The 18,857-nt window shown below is 63.3% G+C and carries 15 protein-coding genes and 4 tRNA genes; all 19 read left to right on the forward strand.

Annotated elements, in window-relative coordinates; all coding sequences use genetic code 11:
• The first annotated feature begins 134 nt into the window (after window positions 1-134).
• Complete coding sequence (locus CON76_RS07865; RefSeq protein ID WP_420812930.1) at window positions 135-1,514, forward strand: anthranilate synthase component I family protein; 1,380 nt, start codon at window positions 135-137, stop codon at window positions 1,512-1,514.
• Entirely contained in the window at window positions 1,511-2,089 is a 579-nt protein-coding gene (locus CON76_RS07870; RefSeq protein WP_101102816.1) for an aminodeoxychorismate/anthranilate synthase component II, read from the forward strand. The genes CON76_RS07865 and CON76_RS07870 overlap by 4 nt, the downstream gene beginning before the upstream one ends.
• A 4-nt stretch (window positions 2,090-2,093) precedes the next feature.
• The gene (trpD, locus tag CON76_RS07875) at window positions 2,094-3,152 is read left to right on the forward strand and encodes an anthranilate phosphoribosyltransferase (protein ID WP_101102817.1); all 1,059 of its coding nucleotides are present in this window, start codon (window positions 2,094-2,096) and stop codon (window positions 3,150-3,152) included.
• Window positions 3,152-3,319 (forward strand): hypothetical protein, encoded by a 168-nt coding sequence (locus CON76_RS13110; RefSeq protein ID WP_169929014.1) that lies wholly within the window; start codon window positions 3,152-3,154, stop codon window positions 3,317-3,319. The genes trpD and CON76_RS13110 overlap by 1 nt, the downstream gene beginning before the upstream one ends.
• Entirely contained in the window at window positions 3,312-4,109 is a 798-nt protein-coding gene (gene trpC / locus CON76_RS07880) for an indole-3-glycerol phosphate synthase TrpC (protein ID WP_101102818.1), read from the forward strand. The genes CON76_RS13110 and trpC overlap by 8 nt, the downstream gene beginning before the upstream one ends.
• A gap of 71 nt (window positions 4,110-4,180) precedes the next feature.
• Window positions 4,181-4,909 carry a uracil-DNA glycosylase gene (locus CON76_RS07885; protein WP_101102842.1) on the forward strand — a complete coding sequence of 243 codons (729 nt, stop codon included), beginning with the start codon at window positions 4,181-4,183 and terminating at the stop codon, window positions 4,907-4,909.
• A gap of 22 nt (window positions 4,910-4,931) precedes the next feature.
• Window positions 4,932-5,017 (forward strand) — tRNA-Tyr (locus CON76_RS07890).
• Between the two features lie 58 nt (window positions 5,018-5,075).
• Window positions 5,076-5,149, forward strand: a tRNA-Gly gene (locus tag CON76_RS07895).
• Window positions 5,150-5,201: 52 nt separating this feature from the next.
• A tRNA-Thr gene (locus CON76_RS07900) sits at window positions 5,202-5,276 on the forward strand.
• Between the two features lie 48 nt (window positions 5,277-5,324).
• A complete protein-coding gene (tuf, locus tag CON76_RS07905) occupies window positions 5,325-6,515 on the forward strand; it encodes an elongation factor Tu (RefSeq protein WP_101102819.1) in 1,191 nt (396 codons plus the stop codon).
• Between the two features lie 11 nt (window positions 6,516-6,526).
• Window positions 6,527-6,602: transfer RNA gene (locus CON76_RS07910), tRNA-Trp, on the forward strand.
• 97 nt (window positions 6,603-6,699) lie between these two features.
• A complete protein-coding gene (gene secE / locus CON76_RS07915; protein WP_101102820.1) occupies window positions 6,700-7,080 on the forward strand; it encodes a preprotein translocase subunit SecE in 381 nt (126 codons plus the stop codon).
• 2 nt (window positions 7,081-7,082) lie between these two features.
• Window positions 7,083-7,664, forward strand: coding sequence for a transcription termination/antitermination protein NusG (gene nusG, locus CON76_RS07920; RefSeq protein ID WP_101102821.1), 582 nt, complete (start codon window positions 7,083-7,085; stop codon window positions 7,662-7,664).
• Between the two features lie 183 nt (window positions 7,665-7,847).
• Window positions 7,848-8,279, forward strand: coding sequence for a 50S ribosomal protein L11 (gene rplK, locus CON76_RS07925; RefSeq protein WP_101102822.1), 432 nt, complete (start codon window positions 7,848-7,850; stop codon window positions 8,277-8,279).
• A 1-nt stretch (window position 8,280) separates the two neighbouring features.
• Window positions 8,281-8,976: a 50S ribosomal protein L1 gene (gene rplA, locus CON76_RS07930; RefSeq protein ID WP_101102823.1), complete on the forward strand. Its 696-nt coding sequence runs from the start codon at window positions 8,281-8,283 to the stop codon at window positions 8,974-8,976.
• Window positions 8,977-9,218: 242 nt separating this feature from the next.
• Window positions 9,219-9,749 (forward strand): 50S ribosomal protein L10, encoded by a 531-nt coding sequence (gene rplJ, locus CON76_RS07935; protein WP_101102824.1) that lies wholly within the window; start codon window positions 9,219-9,221, stop codon window positions 9,747-9,749.
• Between the two features lie 39 nt (window positions 9,750-9,788).
• Window positions 9,789-10,163, forward strand: coding sequence for a 50S ribosomal protein L7/L12 (gene rplL, locus CON76_RS07940; RefSeq protein ID WP_101102825.1), 375 nt, complete (start codon window positions 9,789-9,791; stop codon window positions 10,161-10,163).
• A gap of 289 nt (window positions 10,164-10,452) precedes the next feature.
• Entirely contained in the window at window positions 10,453-14,568 is a 4,116-nt protein-coding gene (rpoB, locus tag CON76_RS07945; protein ID WP_101102826.1) for a DNA-directed RNA polymerase subunit beta, read from the forward strand.
• Between the two features lie 23 nt (window positions 14,569-14,591).
• Window positions 14,592-18,809: a DNA-directed RNA polymerase subunit beta' gene (gene rpoC, locus CON76_RS07950; RefSeq protein WP_101102827.1), complete on the forward strand. Its 4,218-nt coding sequence runs from the start codon at window positions 14,592-14,594 to the stop codon at window positions 18,807-18,809.
• Window positions 18,810-18,857: the final 48 nt, after the last annotated feature.

Here is an 18,857-nt window from a genome sequence, read left to right on the forward strand (position 1 = left end):
GCAGGAGGCTCCCCTTGATCACCGAAACCGAATTCCAGGACTTGGCCCGCCAGGGCTACAACCGCATTCCCCTCACCGCCGAGGCCTTTGCGGACCTTGAAACCCCACTCTCGCTCTACCTCAAGTTGGCCCACGTGCAAGACGGTGGCCGCAACAGCTTCCTGCTCGAATCCGTGGTCGGTGGCGAGCGTTTTGGCCGTTACAGCTTCATTGGCCTGCCCGCGCGGGTGGCGCTCAAGGCCAGTGGCTTTGGCGATCAGGCCAAGACCGACATCGTGCGCGATGGCGTGGTGGTGGAAACCGTGCCCGGTAACCCACTGGACTTCATCGAGGCCTACCAGCAACGCTTCAAGGTCGCGCTGCGCCCCGGCATGCCGCGCTTTTGTGGTGGTTTGGCGGGGTACTTCGGCTACGACACCGTGCGCCATATCGAGAAAAAACTCGCGCACAGTTGCCCGCCCGACGACATCGGCATGCCCGACATCCACTTGCTGCACTGCGAGGAGCTGGCCGTCATCGACAACCTCTCCGGCAAACTGCACCTCATGGTCTACGCCGATCCGGCAGAACCCGAGGCCTACGAACGCGCTCAGGCGCGGCTGGACGAACTCAAGGCCCGCCTGTTGGTGCCGGTGCAAGTGCCCGAAGTCCACCCCGGCCCACACGCGCTCCAGACCCACAACCGCACGCAAGCAGACTTTGTGGCGGCGGTGGAGCGCGCCAAAGCCCTGATCCGCGCCGGTGATTTCATGCAAATCGTCATGGGCCAGCGCATCAGCAAGCCCTACACGCAAAGCCCGTTGAGCCTGTACCGCGCCTTGCGCAGCCTCAACCCCAGCCCCTATATGTACTACTACCATTTGGACGATGCCCAAGTGGTGGGCTCCTCGCCCGAAATTCTGGTGCGGCAAGAACAAGTCGCTGCGGGCACCAAGGTCACCATCCGCCCGCTGGCCGGTACCCGCCCGCGCGGTGCCACCGCCGAGCTGGACCAAGCCGCTGAAAAAGACCTGCTGGCCGATGCCAAGGAACGCGCTGAACACGTCATGCTCATCGACTTGGCCCGCAACGACATTGGCCGCATCGCCCAGACCGGTAGCGTCAAAGTCACCGAAGCCTTTGCCATCGAACGTTACAGCCACGTCATGCACATCGTCAGCAACGTCGAAGGCCTGCTCAAGCCGGGCCTGAGCAGCATGGACGTGCTCAAGGCCAGCTTCCCGGCGGGTACCTTAAGCGGCGCACCCAAAGTCCACGCCATGGAGCTGATCGACCAACTCGAACCCACCAAGCGCGGCGTGTACGGCGGCGCGTGCGGCTACCTCAGCTACGCGGGCGACATGGACGTGGCCATCGCCATCCGCACCGGCGTGCTCAAGAACGGCCTGCTGCACGTGGCCGCTGGCGCTGGCGTGGTGGCGGATTCGGTGCCGGAGCTGGAATGGAAAGAAACCGAACACAAGGCCCGCGCCGTGCTGCGTGCCAGCGAACTGGTCGAGGAGGGTCTGCAATGAGCCGCATCAAACTGCTGATGGTGGACAACTACGATTCGTTCACCTACAACATCGTCCAGTATTTTGGCGAGCTGGGGGCCGAGGTCGAGGTGTTCCGCAACGACGACATCACCCTCGAAGGCATTGCCGCCCGCCAGCCTGACCGATTGGTCATCTCGCCCGGCCCGTGTTCGCCCGCCGAGGCCGGTATCTCGGTGGCCGCCATCCAGCACTTTGCGGGCAAGTTGCCCATTCTGGGCGTGTGCCTGGGCCACCAGAGCATCGGGGCCGCCTTTGGCGGCGAGATCGTGCGTGCTCAGGAACTGATGCACGGCAAGACCAGCGTCATCACCACCACGCAAGAAGGCGTGTTTGCCGGGCTGCCCGCACAGTTCACCGTCAACCGCTACCACTCGCTGGCCATCGCGCGTGCCACTTGCCCGGCGGTGCTCAAAGTCACCGCCTGGACGGACGACGGCGAGATCATGGGCGTGCGCCACACCGAACTGCCCATCCAGGGCGTGCAGTTCCACCCCGAATCCATCCTGACCGAGCACGGCCACGCCATGCTGAAAAACTTCCTCGACCAGGCCTGATGCCATGACCACGCCACAACCCCACCTCATCACCCCGCCCGAGGCGCTGCAACGGGTCATCGAGCACCGCGAAATCTTCCACGACGAGATGCTGCACCTCATGCGCCTCATCATGCGTGGCGAGATGTCGCCCGTCATGACCGCCGCGCTCATTGCCGGATTGCGCACCAAGAAGGAAACCATTGGCGAAATCACCGCCGCCGCCCAGGTCATGCGCGACTTTTCCGTCAAGGTCGATGTGGCCGACACCACCCACATGGTGGACATCGTCGGCACCGGCGGTGACGGCTCGCACACCTTCAACATCTCCACTTGCACCATGTTTGTGGTGGCGGCGGCGGGCGGCAAGGTCAGCAAGCACGGCGGGCGCAGCGTCAGCAGCAAATCCGGCAGCGCCGACGTGGTGGAAAGCCTCGGGATCAGCCTCAACCTGACCCCGGCCCAGATCGCCACCTGCATCGCACAGACCGGCATCGGCTTCATGTTTGCGCCCAACCACCACCCAGCCATGAAAAACGTAGCCCCCGTGCGCAAGGAGCTGGGCGTACGCACCCTGTTCAACATTCTGGGGCCACTGACCAACCCGGCGGGCGCGCCCAACATCGTGTTGGGCGTGTTCCATCCCGATCTGGTCGGCATCATGGTGCGCGCGCTGCAACGTCTGGGCGCACAGCACGCGCTGGTGGTACACGGCAAGGACGGCATGGACGAAGTCAGCCTCGGTGCCGCCACCCTGGTGGGCGAACTGCGCAATGGTGTTGTCACCGAATACGAACTCCACCCCGAAGACTTCGGCTTCACCATGACCAGCCACCGTGCCCTCCAGGTCGAGACGCCCGAACAATCGCGCGCCATGCTGCTGGGCGTGCTGGACAACCAGCCCGGTCCCGCGCGCGACATCGTGCTGCTCAACGCCGGTGTGGCCCTGTACGCCGCCAACGTGGTGGACGACATTGCCACCGGCATCGATCGTGCCCGCGCGGCGCTGGCCAGCGGCGCCGCTAAGGCCAAGCTCGACCAACTCGTTACCGTGGCCCACGCCCTCGCCAGCGCAGCCGCCTGATGCACCCGCTGTGGCAAGACCCCGGTACCTGGATCGCCATTGGCATCTCGGTGCTGTTTCTGGTGGCGGGCTGGGCCATGCACCGTGTTTTCATCCGTATCCTCAAGAACGGTGCGCCCCCGCCCGCTCCACCCCAAGACCCCCTTCAAGACCGCCCCCATGAGTGACATCCTGCAAAAAATAGTGGCCACCAAGCGCGAGGAAATCGCGCAAGCCCTGACCAAGACCCCGCTGGCCCATATGCGCGCCGATGCCGAATCCCGCGTCTTGACGCGCGACTTCGTGGGCGCCCTGCGCAGCAAAATCACGGCGGGCCTGCCCGCTGTCATCGCCGAAGTCAAGAAGGCCAGCCCTTCCAAGGGCGTGATCCGGCCCGACTTCATCCCCGCCGACATCGCGCAAAGCTACGCTCAGTTCGGCGCCGCCTGCCTCTCGGTGCTGACCGACCGCCAATATTTCCAGGGCAGCCCCGATTACCTCAAGCAAGCCCGCGCCTCGTGCCACCTGTCGGTGTTGCGCAAAGACTTCATCGTTGACCCCTACCAAGTCTACGAAGCCCGCGCGATGGGCGCCGACTGCATCCTGCTGATCGCCGCCTGCCTGGACGACGCCCAGCTGGCCGAACTCGAAGCCATCGCGCTGGGCCTGAACATGGCCGTGCTGGTCGAAGTCCACGACCGCGACGAACTGCAACGCGCGCTCCAGCTCAAGACCCCGTTGCTGGGCATCAACAACCGCAACCTGCGCACCTTCGAAGTCACGCTCGACACCACGCTGGGCATGCTGGCCGACGTGCCCGCCGACAAACTGCTCATCACCGAAAGCGGCATCCTGACCCGCGACGACGTGCGCACCTTGCGCGCCGCCGGTGTCAACGCCTTCCTGGTCGGCGAAGCCTTCATGCGCGCCCCGGAGCCTGGCCTCGCGCTGGCCGAACTGTTCGAGTTGCCCGCCTAAGGTGCGGGTGTCCCCTGCCGATGCCGCCTGCTGCCTCCTTGCCGTTGCCCTTTGACCCCATCGCCGTGCCGATGCCGTCAGCGGCTGCCCCCAGCCTGATGGCCTGGGCGCCCGAGCGCTGGCCCGTGGCCCCGGACTGGGAACCCGTGCTGCAGCCGTTCTGGCACAGCCTGGCGGGGCGGCGGCTGGCGCAGCACCTGCAGCAGCGCCTGGCCGCCGGCGCCACCATCTACCCCGCCACGCCCCTGCGTGCCCTGGAGCTGACACCGCTGGCCGATGTGCGCGTTGTCGTCCTGGGGCAAGACCCCTACCATGGCCCCGGCCAGGCCGAAGGGCTGGCGTTCTCGGTGCCGCCGGGCGGCAAGGTGCCGCCCTCGCTGCGCAACATCTTCAAGGAGCTGGTGCGCGAATACGGTGGCACGGCCCCGGCCAGCGCCAGTCTGCAAGGCTGGGCGCGCCAAGGCGTGCTGCTGCTCAACACCGTGCTGACGGTGGAGCAGGGCGCCCCTGCCAGCCACGCCCGTTGCGGCTGGGAGGTGTTGACCGACCACCTCCTGAGCGCCTGCAACGCCGACCCCGCGCCCAAGGTGTTCCTGCTGTGGGGCGCGCACGCGCAGGCCAAGGCGCCGCTGCTCGACGCCCAGCGCCACCTGGTGCTGACGGCCAACCACCCGTCGCCGCTGTCGGCCCTGCGCCCGCCCGCGCCGTTCATCGGCTGCGGCCACTTCCGGGCCGCCAACGCCTGGCTGCAGAAAAAAAACCAAAAAACCATCGCGTGGTTGCAAAAGCCCAAAAACTGATGGCATAATTCAAGGCTTAGACGGAGAGGTGCCCGAGTGGCTAAAGGGGGCAGACTGTAAATCTGTTGGCTTACGCCTACGCTGGTTCGAATCCAGCCCTCTCCACCAAAAATTGCATGTTGAGCAGCGGTTGATCTGCATCTGGCCTTGTCCTGCAGGGCTAAGCGCGGGAGTAGTTCAATGGTAGAACCCCAGCCTTCCAAGCTGATGACGCGGGTTCGATTCCCGTCTCCCGCTCCAGCACCGGTTTTTGGTTGCGCGCAATTTCAATAGCAGCCGTCAGGTTGTTATTGCCCATGTGGCTCAGTGGTAGAGCACCCCCTTGGTAAGGGGGAGGTCGGCAGTTCGATCCTGCCCATGGGCACCAATTTCCTTGTTGGTATTTCGGCATATTTTTTCGAACCGGAGCTGAATAATGGCAAAAGAGAAATTCGAGCGGACCAAGCCGCACGTCAACGTCGGCACCATCGGTCACGTCGACCACGGCAAGACCACCCTGACCGCTGCGATCGCGACCGTGCTGTCCAAGAAATTCGGCGGCGAAGCCAAGGCCTACGACCAGATCGACGCCGCTCCGGAAGAAAAAGCCCGCGGCATCACCATCAACACCGCCCACGTGGAATACGAAACGGCCAACCGCCACTACGCCCACGTGGACTGCCCCGGCCACGCCGACTACGTCAAGAACATGATCACCGGTGCCGCCCAGATGGACGGCGCGATCCTGGTGTGTTCCGCCGCCGACGGCCCGATGCCCCAAACCCGCGAACACATCCTGCTGTCGCGTCAGGTGGGCGTGCCCTACATCATCGTGTTCCTGAACAAGGCCGACCTGGTGGACGACGAAGAGTTGCTGGAACTGGTCGAAATGGAAGTGCGCGAGCTGCTGTCCAAGTACGACTTCCCGGGCGACGACACCCCCATCATCAAGGGCTCGGCACGTCTGGCCCTGGACGGCGACACCGGCCCGCTGGGCGAGCAAGCCATCATGGCCCTGGCCGACGCGCTGGACAGCTACATCCCCACCCCTGAGCGCGCCGTGGACGGTGCCTTCCTGATGCCCGTGGAAGACGTGTTCTCCATCTCCGGTCGTGGTACCGTAGTGACGGGCCGTATCGAGCGCGGTATCGTCAAGGTCGGTGAAGAAATCGAAATCGTCGGTATCTCCAACACCCAGAAGACCACCTGCACCGGCGTGGAAATGTTCCGCAAGCTGCTGGACCAAGGCCAAGCTGGCGACAACGTCGGCATCCTGCTGCGCGGCACCAAGCGCGAAGACGTGCAGCGCGGCCAGGTGCTGTGCAAGCCCGGCTCCATCAAGCCGCACACCCACTTCACCGGCGAAGTGTACGTGCTGTCCAAGGACGAAGGCGGCCGTCACACCCCGTTCTTCAACAACTACCGTCCGCAGTTCTACTTCCGCACCACCGACGTGACCGGCTCCATCGAGCTGCCCGAAGGCAAGGAAATGGTCATGCCGGGCGACAACGTGTCGATCACCGTCAAGCTGATCGCCCCGATCGCCATGGAAGAAGGTCTGCGTTTCGCCATCCGTGAAGGCGGCCGTACCGTCGGCGCCGGCGTGGTGGCCAAGATTCTGGACTGATCAGTTCGTGTAGGGGTATAGCTCAATTGGCAGAGCGTCGGTCTCCAAAACCGAAGGTTGTAGGTTCGATTCCTACTGCCCCTGCCACTTAAATACTAAGTGGTTTGATAGACCCGCCAAAGTCGCAAGGCTTTCGGTGGGTTTATGTTTCTTGTAAGCGTGTTGAACGAGCCCAAGCGATCCCATGGCAACATCCGAAATCGAGACCGTAGGCACAGGTGCCAACAAAGCCAAGCTGGCCATGGCCAGTGCGCTGGTGCTGGCGGGTTTTGTCGCGTTCTACACGTTGGCGGCCCAAGGGCCGTGGGTGCAGTGGGCGGTGTTGCTGCTGGCGGTGGTGGGTGCGGTGGTGCTGTTTGCGCTGTCCGATACCGGGCGGCAACTGCAGGCCTATGGCCGCGATTCCTGGAAGGAAGTCCAGAGAGTGGTCTGGCCATCTCGGCGTGAAGCCACGCAGATGACAGGCTACGTCTTTGCGTTCGTGGTGCTGATGGCGCTCTTTTTGTGGCTCACCGACAAAACCCTGGAGTGGCTGTTGTACGGTGTCTTGCTGGGTTGGAGATAAAAATGACCGAACACGTTGAGGCCGCAGTGGCCATGAGCGCCGCGCCTGCCGAAGGTATGCGCTGGTATGTGGTGCACGCCTACTCGGGCATGGAAAAAGCCGCCGAGCGCAACATCGCCGAGCGCGTGCAGCGCGCTGGCATGCAGCACAAGTTTGGCCGCGTGCTGGTGCCCACCGAAGAGGTGGTGGAGATCAAGAACGGCCAGAAGCGCACCACCGAGCGCAAGTTCTTCCCGGGCTACGTGTTCGTGGAAATGGCGATGGACGACGAGACCTGGCACCTGGTGAAGAACACCAGCAAGGTCACCGGTTTTGTGGGCGGCGCCAAGAACCGCCCGGCCCCCATCTCCGAGGCCGAGGTGCAGAAAATCGTCAGCCAGATGCAGGAAGGCTTCGACAAGCCGCGCCACAAGGTCGAGTTTGTTACTGGCGAGTATGTGCGCGTCAAGGAAGGCCCCTTCACCGACTTCAATGGCACGGTGGAAGAGGTCAACTACGAGAAGAGCAAGCTGCGCGTCTCCGTCACCATCTTTGGTCGCGCCACGCCGGTGGAGCTGGAATTCAATCAGGTCGAGAAGACCTGAGGCTTGCATTTCCGCTGCACAAAAGTTAGAATCAAAGACTTGCCTTGAGCGCCGATGCCGTCGGCGCTTTTGTGTTGTTGACGTCGGCAGTGTCAGACCCTGTGCCGATGTCTGTGTACATTTTGGGTCATCAACCGCGAGGAGGCAGCTGCGGCCGCCGCTACAACTCGCAGGAGCATCAATATGGCGAAAAAAATCGTCGGCTTCGTCAAGCTGCAAGTCCCAGCTGGCAAGGCCAACCCCTCTCCCCCGATCGGTCCGGCGCTGGGTCAGCGCGGTCTGAACATCATGGAATTCTGCAAGGCGTTCAACGCCCAGACCCAAGGCGTTGAGCCGGGCCTGCCGCTGCCGGTGGTCATCACCGCCTACGCGGACAAGAGCTTCACCTTCATCATCAAGACCCCCCCGGCCACCACGCTGATCAAGAAAGCGATCAAGCTGGACAAGGGCTCTTCGGTGCCGAACAAGCAAAAGGTGGGCAAGATCACCCGCGCCCAGCTGGAAGAAATCGCCAAGACCAAGCTCAAGGACATGAACGCCGCCGACATCGAAGGCGCGATCAAGACCCTGGCTGGCTCTGCCCGTTCCATGGGCGTGATTGTGGAGGGCGTGTGACATGGCCAAATTGACCAAGAAACAAAAAGCGCAGCAAGGCAAGATCGAATCGACCAAGCTGTACCCCATCGCCGACGCGCTGACCCTGGTGAAGGAATTCGCCAATGCCAAGTTCGATGAATCCATCGACGTGGCCGTGCAGCTGGGCGTGGACGCCAAGAAGTCGGACCAGGTGGTGCGTGGCGCCGTGGTGCTGCCCAACGGCACCGGCAAGACCAAGCGCGTGGCCGTGTTCGCCCAGGGTGCCAAGGCTGAGGAAGCCAAGGCCGCTGGCGCCGACATCGTTGGTTTCGACGACCTGGCCGCCGATATCAAGGCTGGCAAGATGGACTTCGACGTCGTGATTGCTTCGCCGGACGCGATGCGCATCGTCGGTACCCTGGGTCAGGTGCTGGGCCCGCGCGGCCTGATGCCCAACCCCAAGGTCGGTACCGTGACCCCGGACGTCGCCACCGCTGTCAAGAACGCCAAGGCTGGCCAGGTCCAGTTCCGCGTTGACAAGGCCGGTATCGTGCACGGCACCATCGGTCGCCGCTCGTTCGACAGCGACAAGCTGCAAGGCAACTTGTCCGCACTGCTGGACGCCCTGAACAAGGCCAAGCCGGCTTCGTCCAAGGGCCAGTACCTGCGCAAGGTCGCCGTGTCGTCCACCATGGGTGTGGGCGTGCGCGTGGACGTGCAGTCGATCGCGGTCTGATACCGCAGTCACAAGAATCTTTGGGCACCCCGGTGCCTGAAAGTGGTGGGCCCAGGCGGCATGCGCTGCCCGGGGCCATCCAAGACCGCTGGTGTGGCTTGCGTCCGACGCAATGCACTTAAAGCGTTTTCGCCAGCGCAGATGGCGATCCCACCGCAACAGGTTGTTTCCTGAAACGGTTGATCGCTGCAAACAGGTGCATGGACGGCAATCCGCCAACCGTGCTTTTTAAGGAGTAGACCTTGAGTCTGAATCGCAGTGAGAAGCAAGTCGTCATCGATGAGGTGTCGGCACTCGCAGCTAAAGCTCAAACGCTCGTGATGGCGGAATACCGCGGCATCACGGTCGCTGCCCTGACCCAGTTGCGCGTTGCCGCCCGCAGTCAAGGTGTGAGCCTGAGTGTTCTGAAGAACACCCTGGCCCGCCGTGCTGTGGCCGGTACCGGCTTCGAGGCGGCAGTTGACCAGATGACCGGTCCGCTGATCTACGGCTTCTCGGAAGACGCCGTCGCTGCCGCCAAGGTGGTGGCCGACTTCGCGAAAACCAACGACAAGATGGTGATTCGCGGTGGTGTCTATGCCGGCAAGGCCCTGGACGCGAACGGCGTGAAGCAACTGGCCAGCATCCCCACCAAGGAAGTGCTGCTGGCCCAATTGCTGGGCTTGATGCAATCCCCGATCTCTCGCACCGCCCGTGTGCTGGCCGCTCTGGCCGAGCAGCGCGGTGGCGCTCAGCCCGCAGAGGCCGAGGCCGCCGAGGCGCAGCCCGCCTGAGGCGTGCTGGAAACCAACCCCAAGTTTTAGGAAATCAAAATGGCATTCGATAAAGACGCATTCCTGACCGCCCTGGACAGCATGTCTGTCATGGAACTCAACGACCTGGTCAAGGCCATCGAAGAGAAGTTCGGCGTGTCCGCTGCCGCCATGGCCGCTCCGGCTGCTGCTGGTGGTGGTGCCGCCGCTGCCGCTGAAGAGAAGACTGAATTCAACGTCGTGCTGCTCGACGCTGGCGCCCAGAAGGTTGGCGTCATCAAGGCTGTGCGTGAAATCACCGGTCTGGGCCTGAAGGAAGCCAAGGACCTGGTCGACGGCGCTCCCAAGACCGTCAAGGAAGCCCTGCCGAAGGCTGACGCTGAAGCCGCTGTCAAGAAGCTGGTTGAAGCTGGCGCCAAGGCTGAAATCAAGTAATTCGTGCCGGGGGTGCCAAGCCCCCGCAGAATTACGCTCCAAGGCTGGTTGCAAGACCAGCCTTTTGGCGTTTTCTTGAGACAATGCCGCAAAGCAAACTGGCGCCAGTTTGCTTTGCCGCGTTTTCTGACCCCGACTGCAGAAAACCACTTGGTTCGGGTGGGTTGTGTTGCACACCCGCCGTCCGCCACAGACTGGTAGAGGCCAGTCACCAAGATTGAAATGGCACGCACAACCTGCGTGGACATTGCACACGACAGTCGCCGCAGACCTCAAGCCCGGAGATCTCATGGCTCAATATTCATTCACCGAACGCAAGCGCATCCGCAAGAGTTTTGGCAGCCGCGAAAACGTGCTGGAAATTCCTTACCTGCTGCAGATGCAAAAGGACGCTTACACAGCGTTTCTGCAAGCCGATGTGCCCCCCAAAAAACGCGCACCCGAGGGCTTGCAAGCGGCGTTCGAGTCGGCCTTCCCGATTGTGTCGCACAACGGCTTCGTCGAGATGAAGTTTGTCGAGTACAACCTCGCCAAGCCCGCCTTCGACGTCCGCGAGTGCCAGACCCGGGGCCTGACGTTCTCCTCGGCGGTGCGCGCGCGCGTGCAGCTCATCATCTACGACCGCGAGTCCTCGACCTCGCAGTCCAAGGTCATCAAGGAAGTCAAGGAGCAGGAAGTCTACATGGGCGAAGTGCCCCTGATGACGGACAAGGGCTCCTTCATCATCAACGGCACCGAGCGCGTGATCGTGTCGCAGCTGCACCGCTCGCCGGGCGTGTTCTTCGAGCACGACAAGGGCAAGACGCACAGCTCGGGCAAGCTGCTGTTCAGCGCCCGCATCATCCCGTACCGCGGCTCGTGGCTGGACTTCGAGTTCGACCCCAAGGATCTGCTGTATTTCCGTGTCGACCGCCGCCGCAAGATGCCGGTCACGATCCTGCTCAAGGCCATTGGCCTGACGCCGGAAACCATCCTGGCCAACTTCTTTGTCAACGACCACTTCCGCCTGATGGACAGCGGCGCGCAGATGGCCTACGTGTCGGAGCGCCTGCGTGGTGAGGTGGCCCGCTTTGACATCACCGACAAGTCGGGCAAGGTGGTGGTGGAGAAAGACAAGCGCATCACCGCGCGCCACACCCGCGAGCTGGAGCACTCGGGCACCACGCACATCAGCGTGCCGGAAGACTTCCTGCTGGGCCGCGTGGTGGCCAAGAACATCATCGACCCGGACACCGGCGAGATCATCGCCAAGGCCAACGAGGAACTGACCGAGACGCTGCTCAAGAAGCTGCGCAGCGCGGGCATCCAGGATCTGGCCTGCCTGTACACCAACGAGCTCGACCAGGGCGCCTACATCAGCCAGACGCTGCGCACCGACGAGACCGCCGACGAGTTTGCCGCGCGCGTGGCCATCTACCGCATGATGCGCCCCGGCGAGCCGCCGACCGAGGACGCGGTGCAGGCGCTGTTCCACCGCCTGTTCTACAACCCCGACACCTACGACATGTCGCGCGTGGGCCGCATGAAGTTCAACGCCCGCGTGGGCCGCGACGAATCGACCGGCCCGATGGTGTTGTCGAACGAAGACATTCTGGCTGTGGTCAAGATCCTGGTGGATCTGCGCAACGGCAAGGGCGAGGTGGACGACATCGACCACCTGGGCAACCGCCGTGTGCGTTGCGTGGGCGAGCTGGCCGAAAACCAGTACCGCACCGGTCTGGCGCGGATCGAGAAGGCCGTGAAGGAGCGTCTGGGCCAAGCTGAACAAGAGCCGCTGATGCCGCACGACCTGATCAACTCCAAGCCGATTTCTGCGGCGCTGAAGGAGTTTTTTGGTGCGTCGCAGTTGTCGCAGTTCATGGACCAGACCAACCCACTGGCCGAGATCACCCACAAGCGCCGCGTGTCGGCCCTGGGCCCGGGCGGTTTGACCCGCGAGCGCGCTGGCTTCGAAGTGCGCGACGTGCACGTGACCCACTATGGCCGCGTGTGCCCGATCGAGACGCCGGAAGGCCCGAACATCGGCCTGATCAACTCGCTGGCCCTGTACGCGCGCCTGAACGAGTACGGCTTCATCGAGACCCCGTACCGCCGCGTGGTGGATGGCAAGGTCACGAGCGAGATCGACTACCTGTCGGCGATCGAGGAAGGCAAGTACGTCATTGCGCAGGCCAACGCCATGCTGGATGCCGAAGGCCGCCTGACGGGCGAGCTGGTGTCGGCGCGTGAAAAGGGCGAATCCATCCTGACCCCGCCCGAAACGGTGCAGTACATGGACGTGTCGCCGGCGCAGATCGTGTCGGTGGCGGCCTCGCTGGTGCCATTCTTGGAACACGATGACGCGAACCGCGCGTTGATGGGTGCCAACATGTCGCGTCAGGCGGTGCCGGTGCTGCGCCCCGAGAAGCCGATGGTCGGCACGGGCATCGAGCGTGTGGCGGCGGTGGACTCCGGTACCGTGGTGACGGCGCGCCGTGGCGGCGTGGTCGATTACGTGGACGCGACCCGCATCGTGATCCGCGTCAATGACGAGGAAGCCGTGGCCGGTGAAGTGGGTGTGGACATCTACAACCTGATCAAGTACCAGCGTTCCAACCAGAACACCAACATCCACCAGCGCCCCATCGTCAAGAAGGGCGACCAGTTGGCCAAGGGTGAGGTGTTGGCCGACGGCGCCTCGACCGATTTGGGCGAGATCTCGATCGGCCAGAACATGCTGATCGCGTTCATGCCGTGGAACGGCTACAACTTCGAGGATTCGATCCTGATCAGCGAGCGCGTGGTGTCGGAAGACCGCTACACCTCGATCCACATCGAGGAGCTGGTGGTGATGGCGCGCGACACCAAGCTCGGTGCCGAGGAAATCACCCGCGACATCCCGAATCTGGCCGAGCAGCAGCTCAACCGCCTGGACGAGTCCGGCATCATCTACGTCGGCGCCGAAGTGCTGCCGGGCGATGTGCTGGTGGGCAAGGTCACGCCCAAGGGCGAGACCACGCTGACGCCGGAAGAGAAGCTGCTGCGCGCCATCTTTGGCGAGAAGGCGTCCGACGTGAAGGACACCTCGCTGCGCGTGGACCAGGGCTCGAGCGGCACCGTGATCGACGTCCAGGTGTTCACCCGCGAAGGCATCCAGCGCGACAAGCGTGCGCAGCAGATCATCGACGATGAATTGAAGCGTTTCCGTCTGGACTTGAACGACCAGCTGCGTCTGGTGGAATCCGACGCCTTCGACCGCATCAAGAAGCTGCTGGTCGGCAAGGCCGCCAACGGCGGCCCCAAGAAGCTGGCCAAGGGCACCACCATCGACGAGGCCTACCTGGCCGAGGTCGAGAAGTTCCACTGGTTCGACATCCGCCCGGCGGACGAGAACGTGGCCGCCCAGCTCGAATCGATGAAAAACGCGATGGAGCAGACCCGCCACAGCTTCGACCTGGCCTTCGAGGAAAAGCGCAAGAAGCTCACGCAAGGCGATGAGCTGCCGGCGGGCGTGCTCAAGATGGTCAAGGTGTACCTGGCCGTCAAGCGCCGCCTGCAACCGGGCGACAAGATGGCCGGCCGCCACGGCAACAAGGGTGTGGTCTCCAAGATCACCCCGGTGGAAGACATGCCCTACCTGGCCGACGGTACGCCGGTGGACATCGTGCTCAACCCGCTGGGCGTGCCGTCGCGCATGAACATCGGGCAGGTGCTGGAAGTCCACCTGGGCTGGGCCGGCAAGGGCCTGGGCCAGCGCATTGGCGACATGCTGCAGCGCGAAGCCGCCACCGCCGAGCTGCGCGAGTTCCTGGACCAGATCTACAACCGCGCGGGCCGCAAGGAAGACCTGTCGCAGTTGAACGACGGCGAAATCCGCGCCATGGCGCAGGAGCTGACCAAGGGCGTGCCGTTTGCCTCGCCGGTGTTCGATGGTGCCTCCGAGCAGGAAATCATGGACATGCTCAAGCTGGCCTACCCGGACGACGTGGCCCAGGCCAAGGGCCTGAGCGCGACCCGCACCCAGGCGCAGCTGCACGATGGCCGCACGGGCGACCCGTTCGAGCGCATGACCACCGTGGGCTACATGCACTACCTCAAGCTGCACCACTTGGTGGACGACAAGATGCACGCGCGCTCCACCGGCCCGTACTCGCTGGTGACGCAGCAGCCGCTGGGCGGCAAGGCGCAGTTCGGTGGCCAGCGTTTCGGGGAGATGGAAGTATGGGCGCTCGAAGCCTACGGCGCTTCCTACATCCTGCAGGAAATGCTCACCGTCAAGTCCGACGACGTGCAGGGCCGCACCAAGGTCTACGAGTCCATCGTCAAGGGCGAACACGCCATCAACGCCGGCATGCCAGAATCGTTCAACGTGCTGGTCAAGGAAATCCGTTCGCTCGGTATCGATATCGAACTGGAACGCTCTTAATTCGTTGAAAAGGAAAGAGTCACATGAAATCTTTGCTCGACCTGTTCAAGCAGTTCACGCCCGACGAACACTTCGATGCCATCCGCATCGGCCTGGCGTCGCCCGAGAAGATCCGTTCCTGGTCGTTCGGTGAGGTCAAGAAGCCCGAGACCATCAACTACCGCACCTTCAAGCCCGAGCGCGACGGCCTGTTCTGCGCCAAGATCTTTGGCCCGATCAAGGACTACGAGTGCCTGTGCGGCAAGTACAAGCGCCTCAAGCACCGTGGCGTGATTTGCGAAAAGTGCGGCGTGGAAGTGACCCAGACCAAGGTGCGCCGCGAGCGCATGGGCCACATCGATCTGGCCGCGCCGTGCGCCCACATCTGGTTCCTCAAGTCCTTGCCGTCGCGCCTGGGCATGGTGCTGGACATGACGCTGCGCGACATCGAACGCGTGCTGTACTTTGAAGCCTACGTGGTGGTGGACCCGGGCATGACCCCGCTGAAGAAGTTCAGCATCATGACCGAGGACGACTACGAAGCCAAGCTCACCGAGTACGGCGACGAGTTCATCGCCAAGATGGGCGCCGAGGGCATCAAGGATCTGCTGGAGTCGATCGACATCGAGTCCGAGATCGAGCGCCTGCGCGGCGACCTGACCGGCTCCGAGCTCAAGGTCAAGAAGAACGCCAAGCGCCTCAAGGTGCTGGAAGCGTTCAAGAAATCCGGCATCAAGCCCGAGTGGATGGTGCTGGAGGTGCTGCCGGTGCTGCCGCCGGACTTGCGCCCGCTGGTGCCGCTGGACGGTGGCCGCTTCGCCACGTCCGATCTGAACGACCTGTACCGCCGCGTCATCAACCGCAACAGCCGTCTGCGCCGTTTGCTGGAGCTCAAGGCCCCGGAAATTATTGCGCGCAATGAGAAGCGCATGCTGCAGGAAGCCGTGGACAGCCTGCTGGACAACGGCCGCCGTGGCAAGGCCATGACCGGCGCCAACAAGCGCGCGCTCAAGTCGCTGGCCGACATGATCAAGGGCAAGAGCGGCCGCTTCCGCCAGAACTTGCTGGGCAAGCGCGTGGACTACTCGGGCCGTTCCGTGATCACCGTGGGCCCGACCCTCAAGCTGCACCAGTGCGGCCTGCCCAAGCTGATGGCGCTGGAGCTGTTCAAGCCCTTCATCTTTGCCCGTTTGGAGCAAATGGGCATTGCCACCACCATCAAGGCGGCCAAGAAGGAAGTGGAAGCCGGTACGCCCGTGGTGTGGGACATCCTGGAAGAGGTGATCCGCGAACACCCGGTGCTGCTCAACCGCGCCCCTACGCTGCACCGCCTGGGCATCCAGGCGTTCGAACCCATCCTGATCGAAGGCAAGGCGATCCAGCTGCACCCGCTGGTGTGTTCCGCCTTCAACGCCGACTTTGACGGCGACCAGATGGCCGTGCACGTGCCGTTGTCGGTGGAAGCGCAGATGGAAGCCCGCACGCTGATGCTGGCCTCCAACAACGTGCTGTTCCCGGCCTCGGGCGAGCCGTCGATCGTGCCGTCGCAAGACGTGGTGCTGGGCCTGTACTACACCACCCGCGAGCGCACCAACGGCAAGGGCGAAGGCATGTACTTTGCCGATGTGGCCGAAGTGCAGCGCGCGCTGGACGCCGGTGTGGTGGAGCTGACCGCGAAGATCAGCGTGCGCCTGACCGAGTACGTCAAGGACAAGGACAGCGGCGAGTTCACCCAGGTGACCAAGCGTGTGGAAACCACCGTGGGCCGTGCGTTGCTGAGCGAAATCCTGCCCAAGGGCCTGGCGTTCGAGAACATCAACAAGGCGCTCAAGAAGAAGGAAATCAGCAAGCTGATCAACACCTCCTTCCGCAAGTGTGGCCTGAAAGACACCGTGGTGTTTGCCGACAAGCTGCTGCAAAACGGCTTCCGTCTGGCCACGCGCGCCGGCATCTCCATTGCGGTGGACGACATGCTGGTGCCCAAGGAAAAGCAGACCATCATCGAGCGCGCCGAAGCCGAGGTGAAGGAAATTGCCCAGCAGTATTCCTCGGGCCTGGTGACCGCTGGTGAACGCTACAACAAGGTGGTGGACATCTGGGGCAAGGCCGGTGACGACATCTCGCGCGTCATGATGGACAACCTGAAGAAGGAAAAGACCATCGACCGCGCGGGCAACGAAGTTGACCAGGAATCGTTCAACTCGATCTACATGATGGCCGACTCGGGCGCGCGGGGTTCCGCGGCCCAGATCCGCCAGCTCTCGGGCATGCGCGGCCTGATGGCCAAGCCGGACGGCTCCATCATTGAGACCCCCATCACGGCGAACTTCCGTGAAGGGCTGAACGTGTTGCAGTACTTCATCTCCACCCACGGTGCGCGTAAGGGCCTGGCCGACACGGCGTTGAAGACCGCCAACTCGGGCTACCTGACCCGCCGTCTGGTGGACGTGACGCAGGACCTGGTGGTGACCGAGGACGATTGCGGCACCGACAACGGCACGCTGATGCGCGCCATCGTCGAAGGCGGTGAAGTGATCGAGTCGCTGCGCGAGCGCATTCTGGGCCGCACCACCGCCGACGAGGTGCTCAACCCCGAGAACCAGCAGCTGATCTTCCCGGCCGGCAAGATGCTGGACGAGGACGCGATTGACGAAATCGAGGCCGCTGGCGTCGATGAAGTCAAGGTGCGCACCGCGCTGACCTGCGAAACCCGTTTTGGCCTGTGCGCCAAGTGCTACGGGCGTGATCTGGGCCGTGGCGGTTTGGTGAACGTGGGCGAAGCGGTGGGCGTGATTGCAGCGCAGTCGATCGGTGAGCCGGGTACCCAGCTGACCATGCGTACCTTCCACATCGGGGGTGCGGCGTCGCGTGCGGCGGTGGCTTCCAGCGTGGAAGCCAAGTCCAGCGGCAACATTGCGTTCAACGCCACCATGCGTTACGTGACCAACACCAAGGGCGAGCTGGTGGTGATTTCCCGTTCCGGCGAAATCATCATCCAGGACGACCTGGGCCGTGAGCGTGAGCGTCACAAGGTGCCGTACGGTGCGATCTTGTCGATCAAGCCCGACCAGACCATCAAGGCTGGCACCATTCTGGCCAACTGGGATCCGCTGACCCGTCCCATCATCACCGAATTTGCCGGTGTGGCCAAGTTCGAGAACGTGGAAGAAGGTCTGACCGTGGCCAAGCAGGTCGATGATGTGACCGGCTTGAGCACGCTGGTGGTGATCGACCCGAAACGCCGTGGCGCTGCCAAGGTGGTGCGTCCGCAGGTCAAGCTGATCGACGCCAATGGCCAAGAAGTCAAGATTCCCGGCACCGACCATTCGGTGACGATTGGCTTCCAGGTCGGCGCGCTGATCCAGGTGCGCGACGGCCAGGACGTGGGCCCCGGCGAGGTGCTGGCCCGTATCCCGGTCGAAGGTCAGAAGACGCGCGACATTACCGGCGGTCTGCCGCGTGTGGCCGAGCTGTTTGAGGCCCGCAGCCCCAAGGACAAGGGCATGCTGGCCGAGATGACCGGTACAGTGTCGTTTGGCAAGGAAACCAAAGGCAAAGTGCGCTTGCAAATCACCGACCCGGACGGCAAGGTGTGGGACGAGCTCATCCCCAAGGAAAAGAACATCCTGGTGCACGAAGGCCAGGTGGTCAACAAGGGCGAGAGCATTGTGGACGGCCCGGCCGACCCGCAAGACATCCTGCGCCTGCTGGGCATGGAAGAGCTGGCACGCTACATCGTGGACGAGGTGCAGGACGTGTACCGACTCCAGGGCGTGAAGATCAACGACAAGCACATTGAAGTGATCGTGCGCCAGATGCTGCGCCGCGTGGTGGTGGAGAACGCGGGCGATTCGACCTACATCAACGGCGAGCAGATCGAGCGTTCCGAGATCCTCAACACCAACGACGCGCTGCGCGCCGAAGGCAAGATCCCGGCCACCTACAGCAACATCCTGCTGGGCATCACCAAGGCCTCGCTGTCCACCGACTCGTTCATCTCGGCGGCTTCCTTCCAGGAAACCACCCGCGTGCTGACCGAAGCGGCCATCATGGGCAAGCGCGACGAGCTGCGTGGCCTGAAGGAAAACGTGATCGTGGGCCGCCTGATTCCGGCCGGTACCGGCATGGCCTTCCACGACGCCCGCCGCGCCAAGGAAGATATGGACGACGAAGAGCGTCGCGCCATCGCCGAAGCCGATGCGGTGGCCCTGGCCGCCGACCAGGCCGAAGCCAGCGCCAGCGCCGACGTGGCCGCCGAATAAGCACACGCCAGCGCCCACAGGCCCGTTAGGGCCTGTGCCCGATCCACC

This window comes from Macromonas bipunctata (genome assembly GCF_002837135.1).
Taxonomy (GTDB): Bacteria; Pseudomonadota; Gammaproteobacteria; order Burkholderiales; family Burkholderiaceae_C; genus Macromonas_A; species Macromonas_A bipunctata.

What these genes read in the sequence shown, in the direction of transcription:
- rplA (WP_101102823.1), top strand. Translation starts at nt 8,281, where the DNA reads ATGGCCAAATTGACCAAGAAACAAAAAGCGCAGCAAGGCAAGATCGAA.
- trpC (WP_101102818.1), top strand. Translation starts at nt 3,312, where the DNA reads ATGAGTGACATCCTGCAAAAAATAGTGGCCACCAAGCGCGAGGAAATC.
- CON76_RS07885 (WP_101102842.1), top strand. Translation starts at nt 4,181, where the DNA reads ATGCCGTCAGCGGCTGCCCCCAGCCTGATGGCCTGGGCGCCCGAGCGC.
- rpoB (WP_101102826.1), top strand. Translation starts at nt 10,453, where the DNA reads ATGGCTCAATATTCATTCACCGAACGCAAGCGCATCCGCAAGAGTTTT.
- CON76_RS13110 (WP_169929014.1), top strand. Translation starts at nt 3,152, where the DNA reads ATGCACCCGCTGTGGCAAGACCCCGGTACCTGGATCGCCATTGGCATC.
- nusG (WP_101102821.1), top strand. Translation starts at nt 7,083, where the DNA reads ATGACCGAACACGTTGAGGCCGCAGTGGCCATGAGCGCCGCGCCTGCC.
- secE (WP_101102820.1), top strand. Translation starts at nt 6,700, where the DNA reads ATGGCAACATCCGAAATCGAGACCGTAGGCACAGGTGCCAACAAAGCC.
- rpoC (WP_101102827.1), top strand. Translation starts at nt 14,592, where the DNA reads ATGAAATCTTTGCTCGACCTGTTCAAGCAGTTCACGCCCGACGAACAC.
- rplL (WP_101102825.1), top strand. Translation starts at nt 9,789, where the DNA reads ATGGCATTCGATAAAGACGCATTCCTGACCGCCCTGGACAGCATGTCT.
- trpD (WP_101102817.1), top strand. Translation starts at nt 2,094, where the DNA reads ATGACCACGCCACAACCCCACCTCATCACCCCGCCCGAGGCGCTGCAA.
- CON76_RS07870 (WP_101102816.1), top strand. Translation starts at nt 1,511, where the DNA reads ATGAGCCGCATCAAACTGCTGATGGTGGACAACTACGATTCGTTCACC.
- tuf (WP_101102819.1), top strand. Translation starts at nt 5,325, where the DNA reads ATGGCAAAAGAGAAATTCGAGCGGACCAAGCCGCACGTCAACGTCGGC.
- rplK (WP_101102822.1), top strand. Translation starts at nt 7,848, where the DNA reads ATGGCGAAAAAAATCGTCGGCTTCGTCAAGCTGCAAGTCCCAGCTGGC.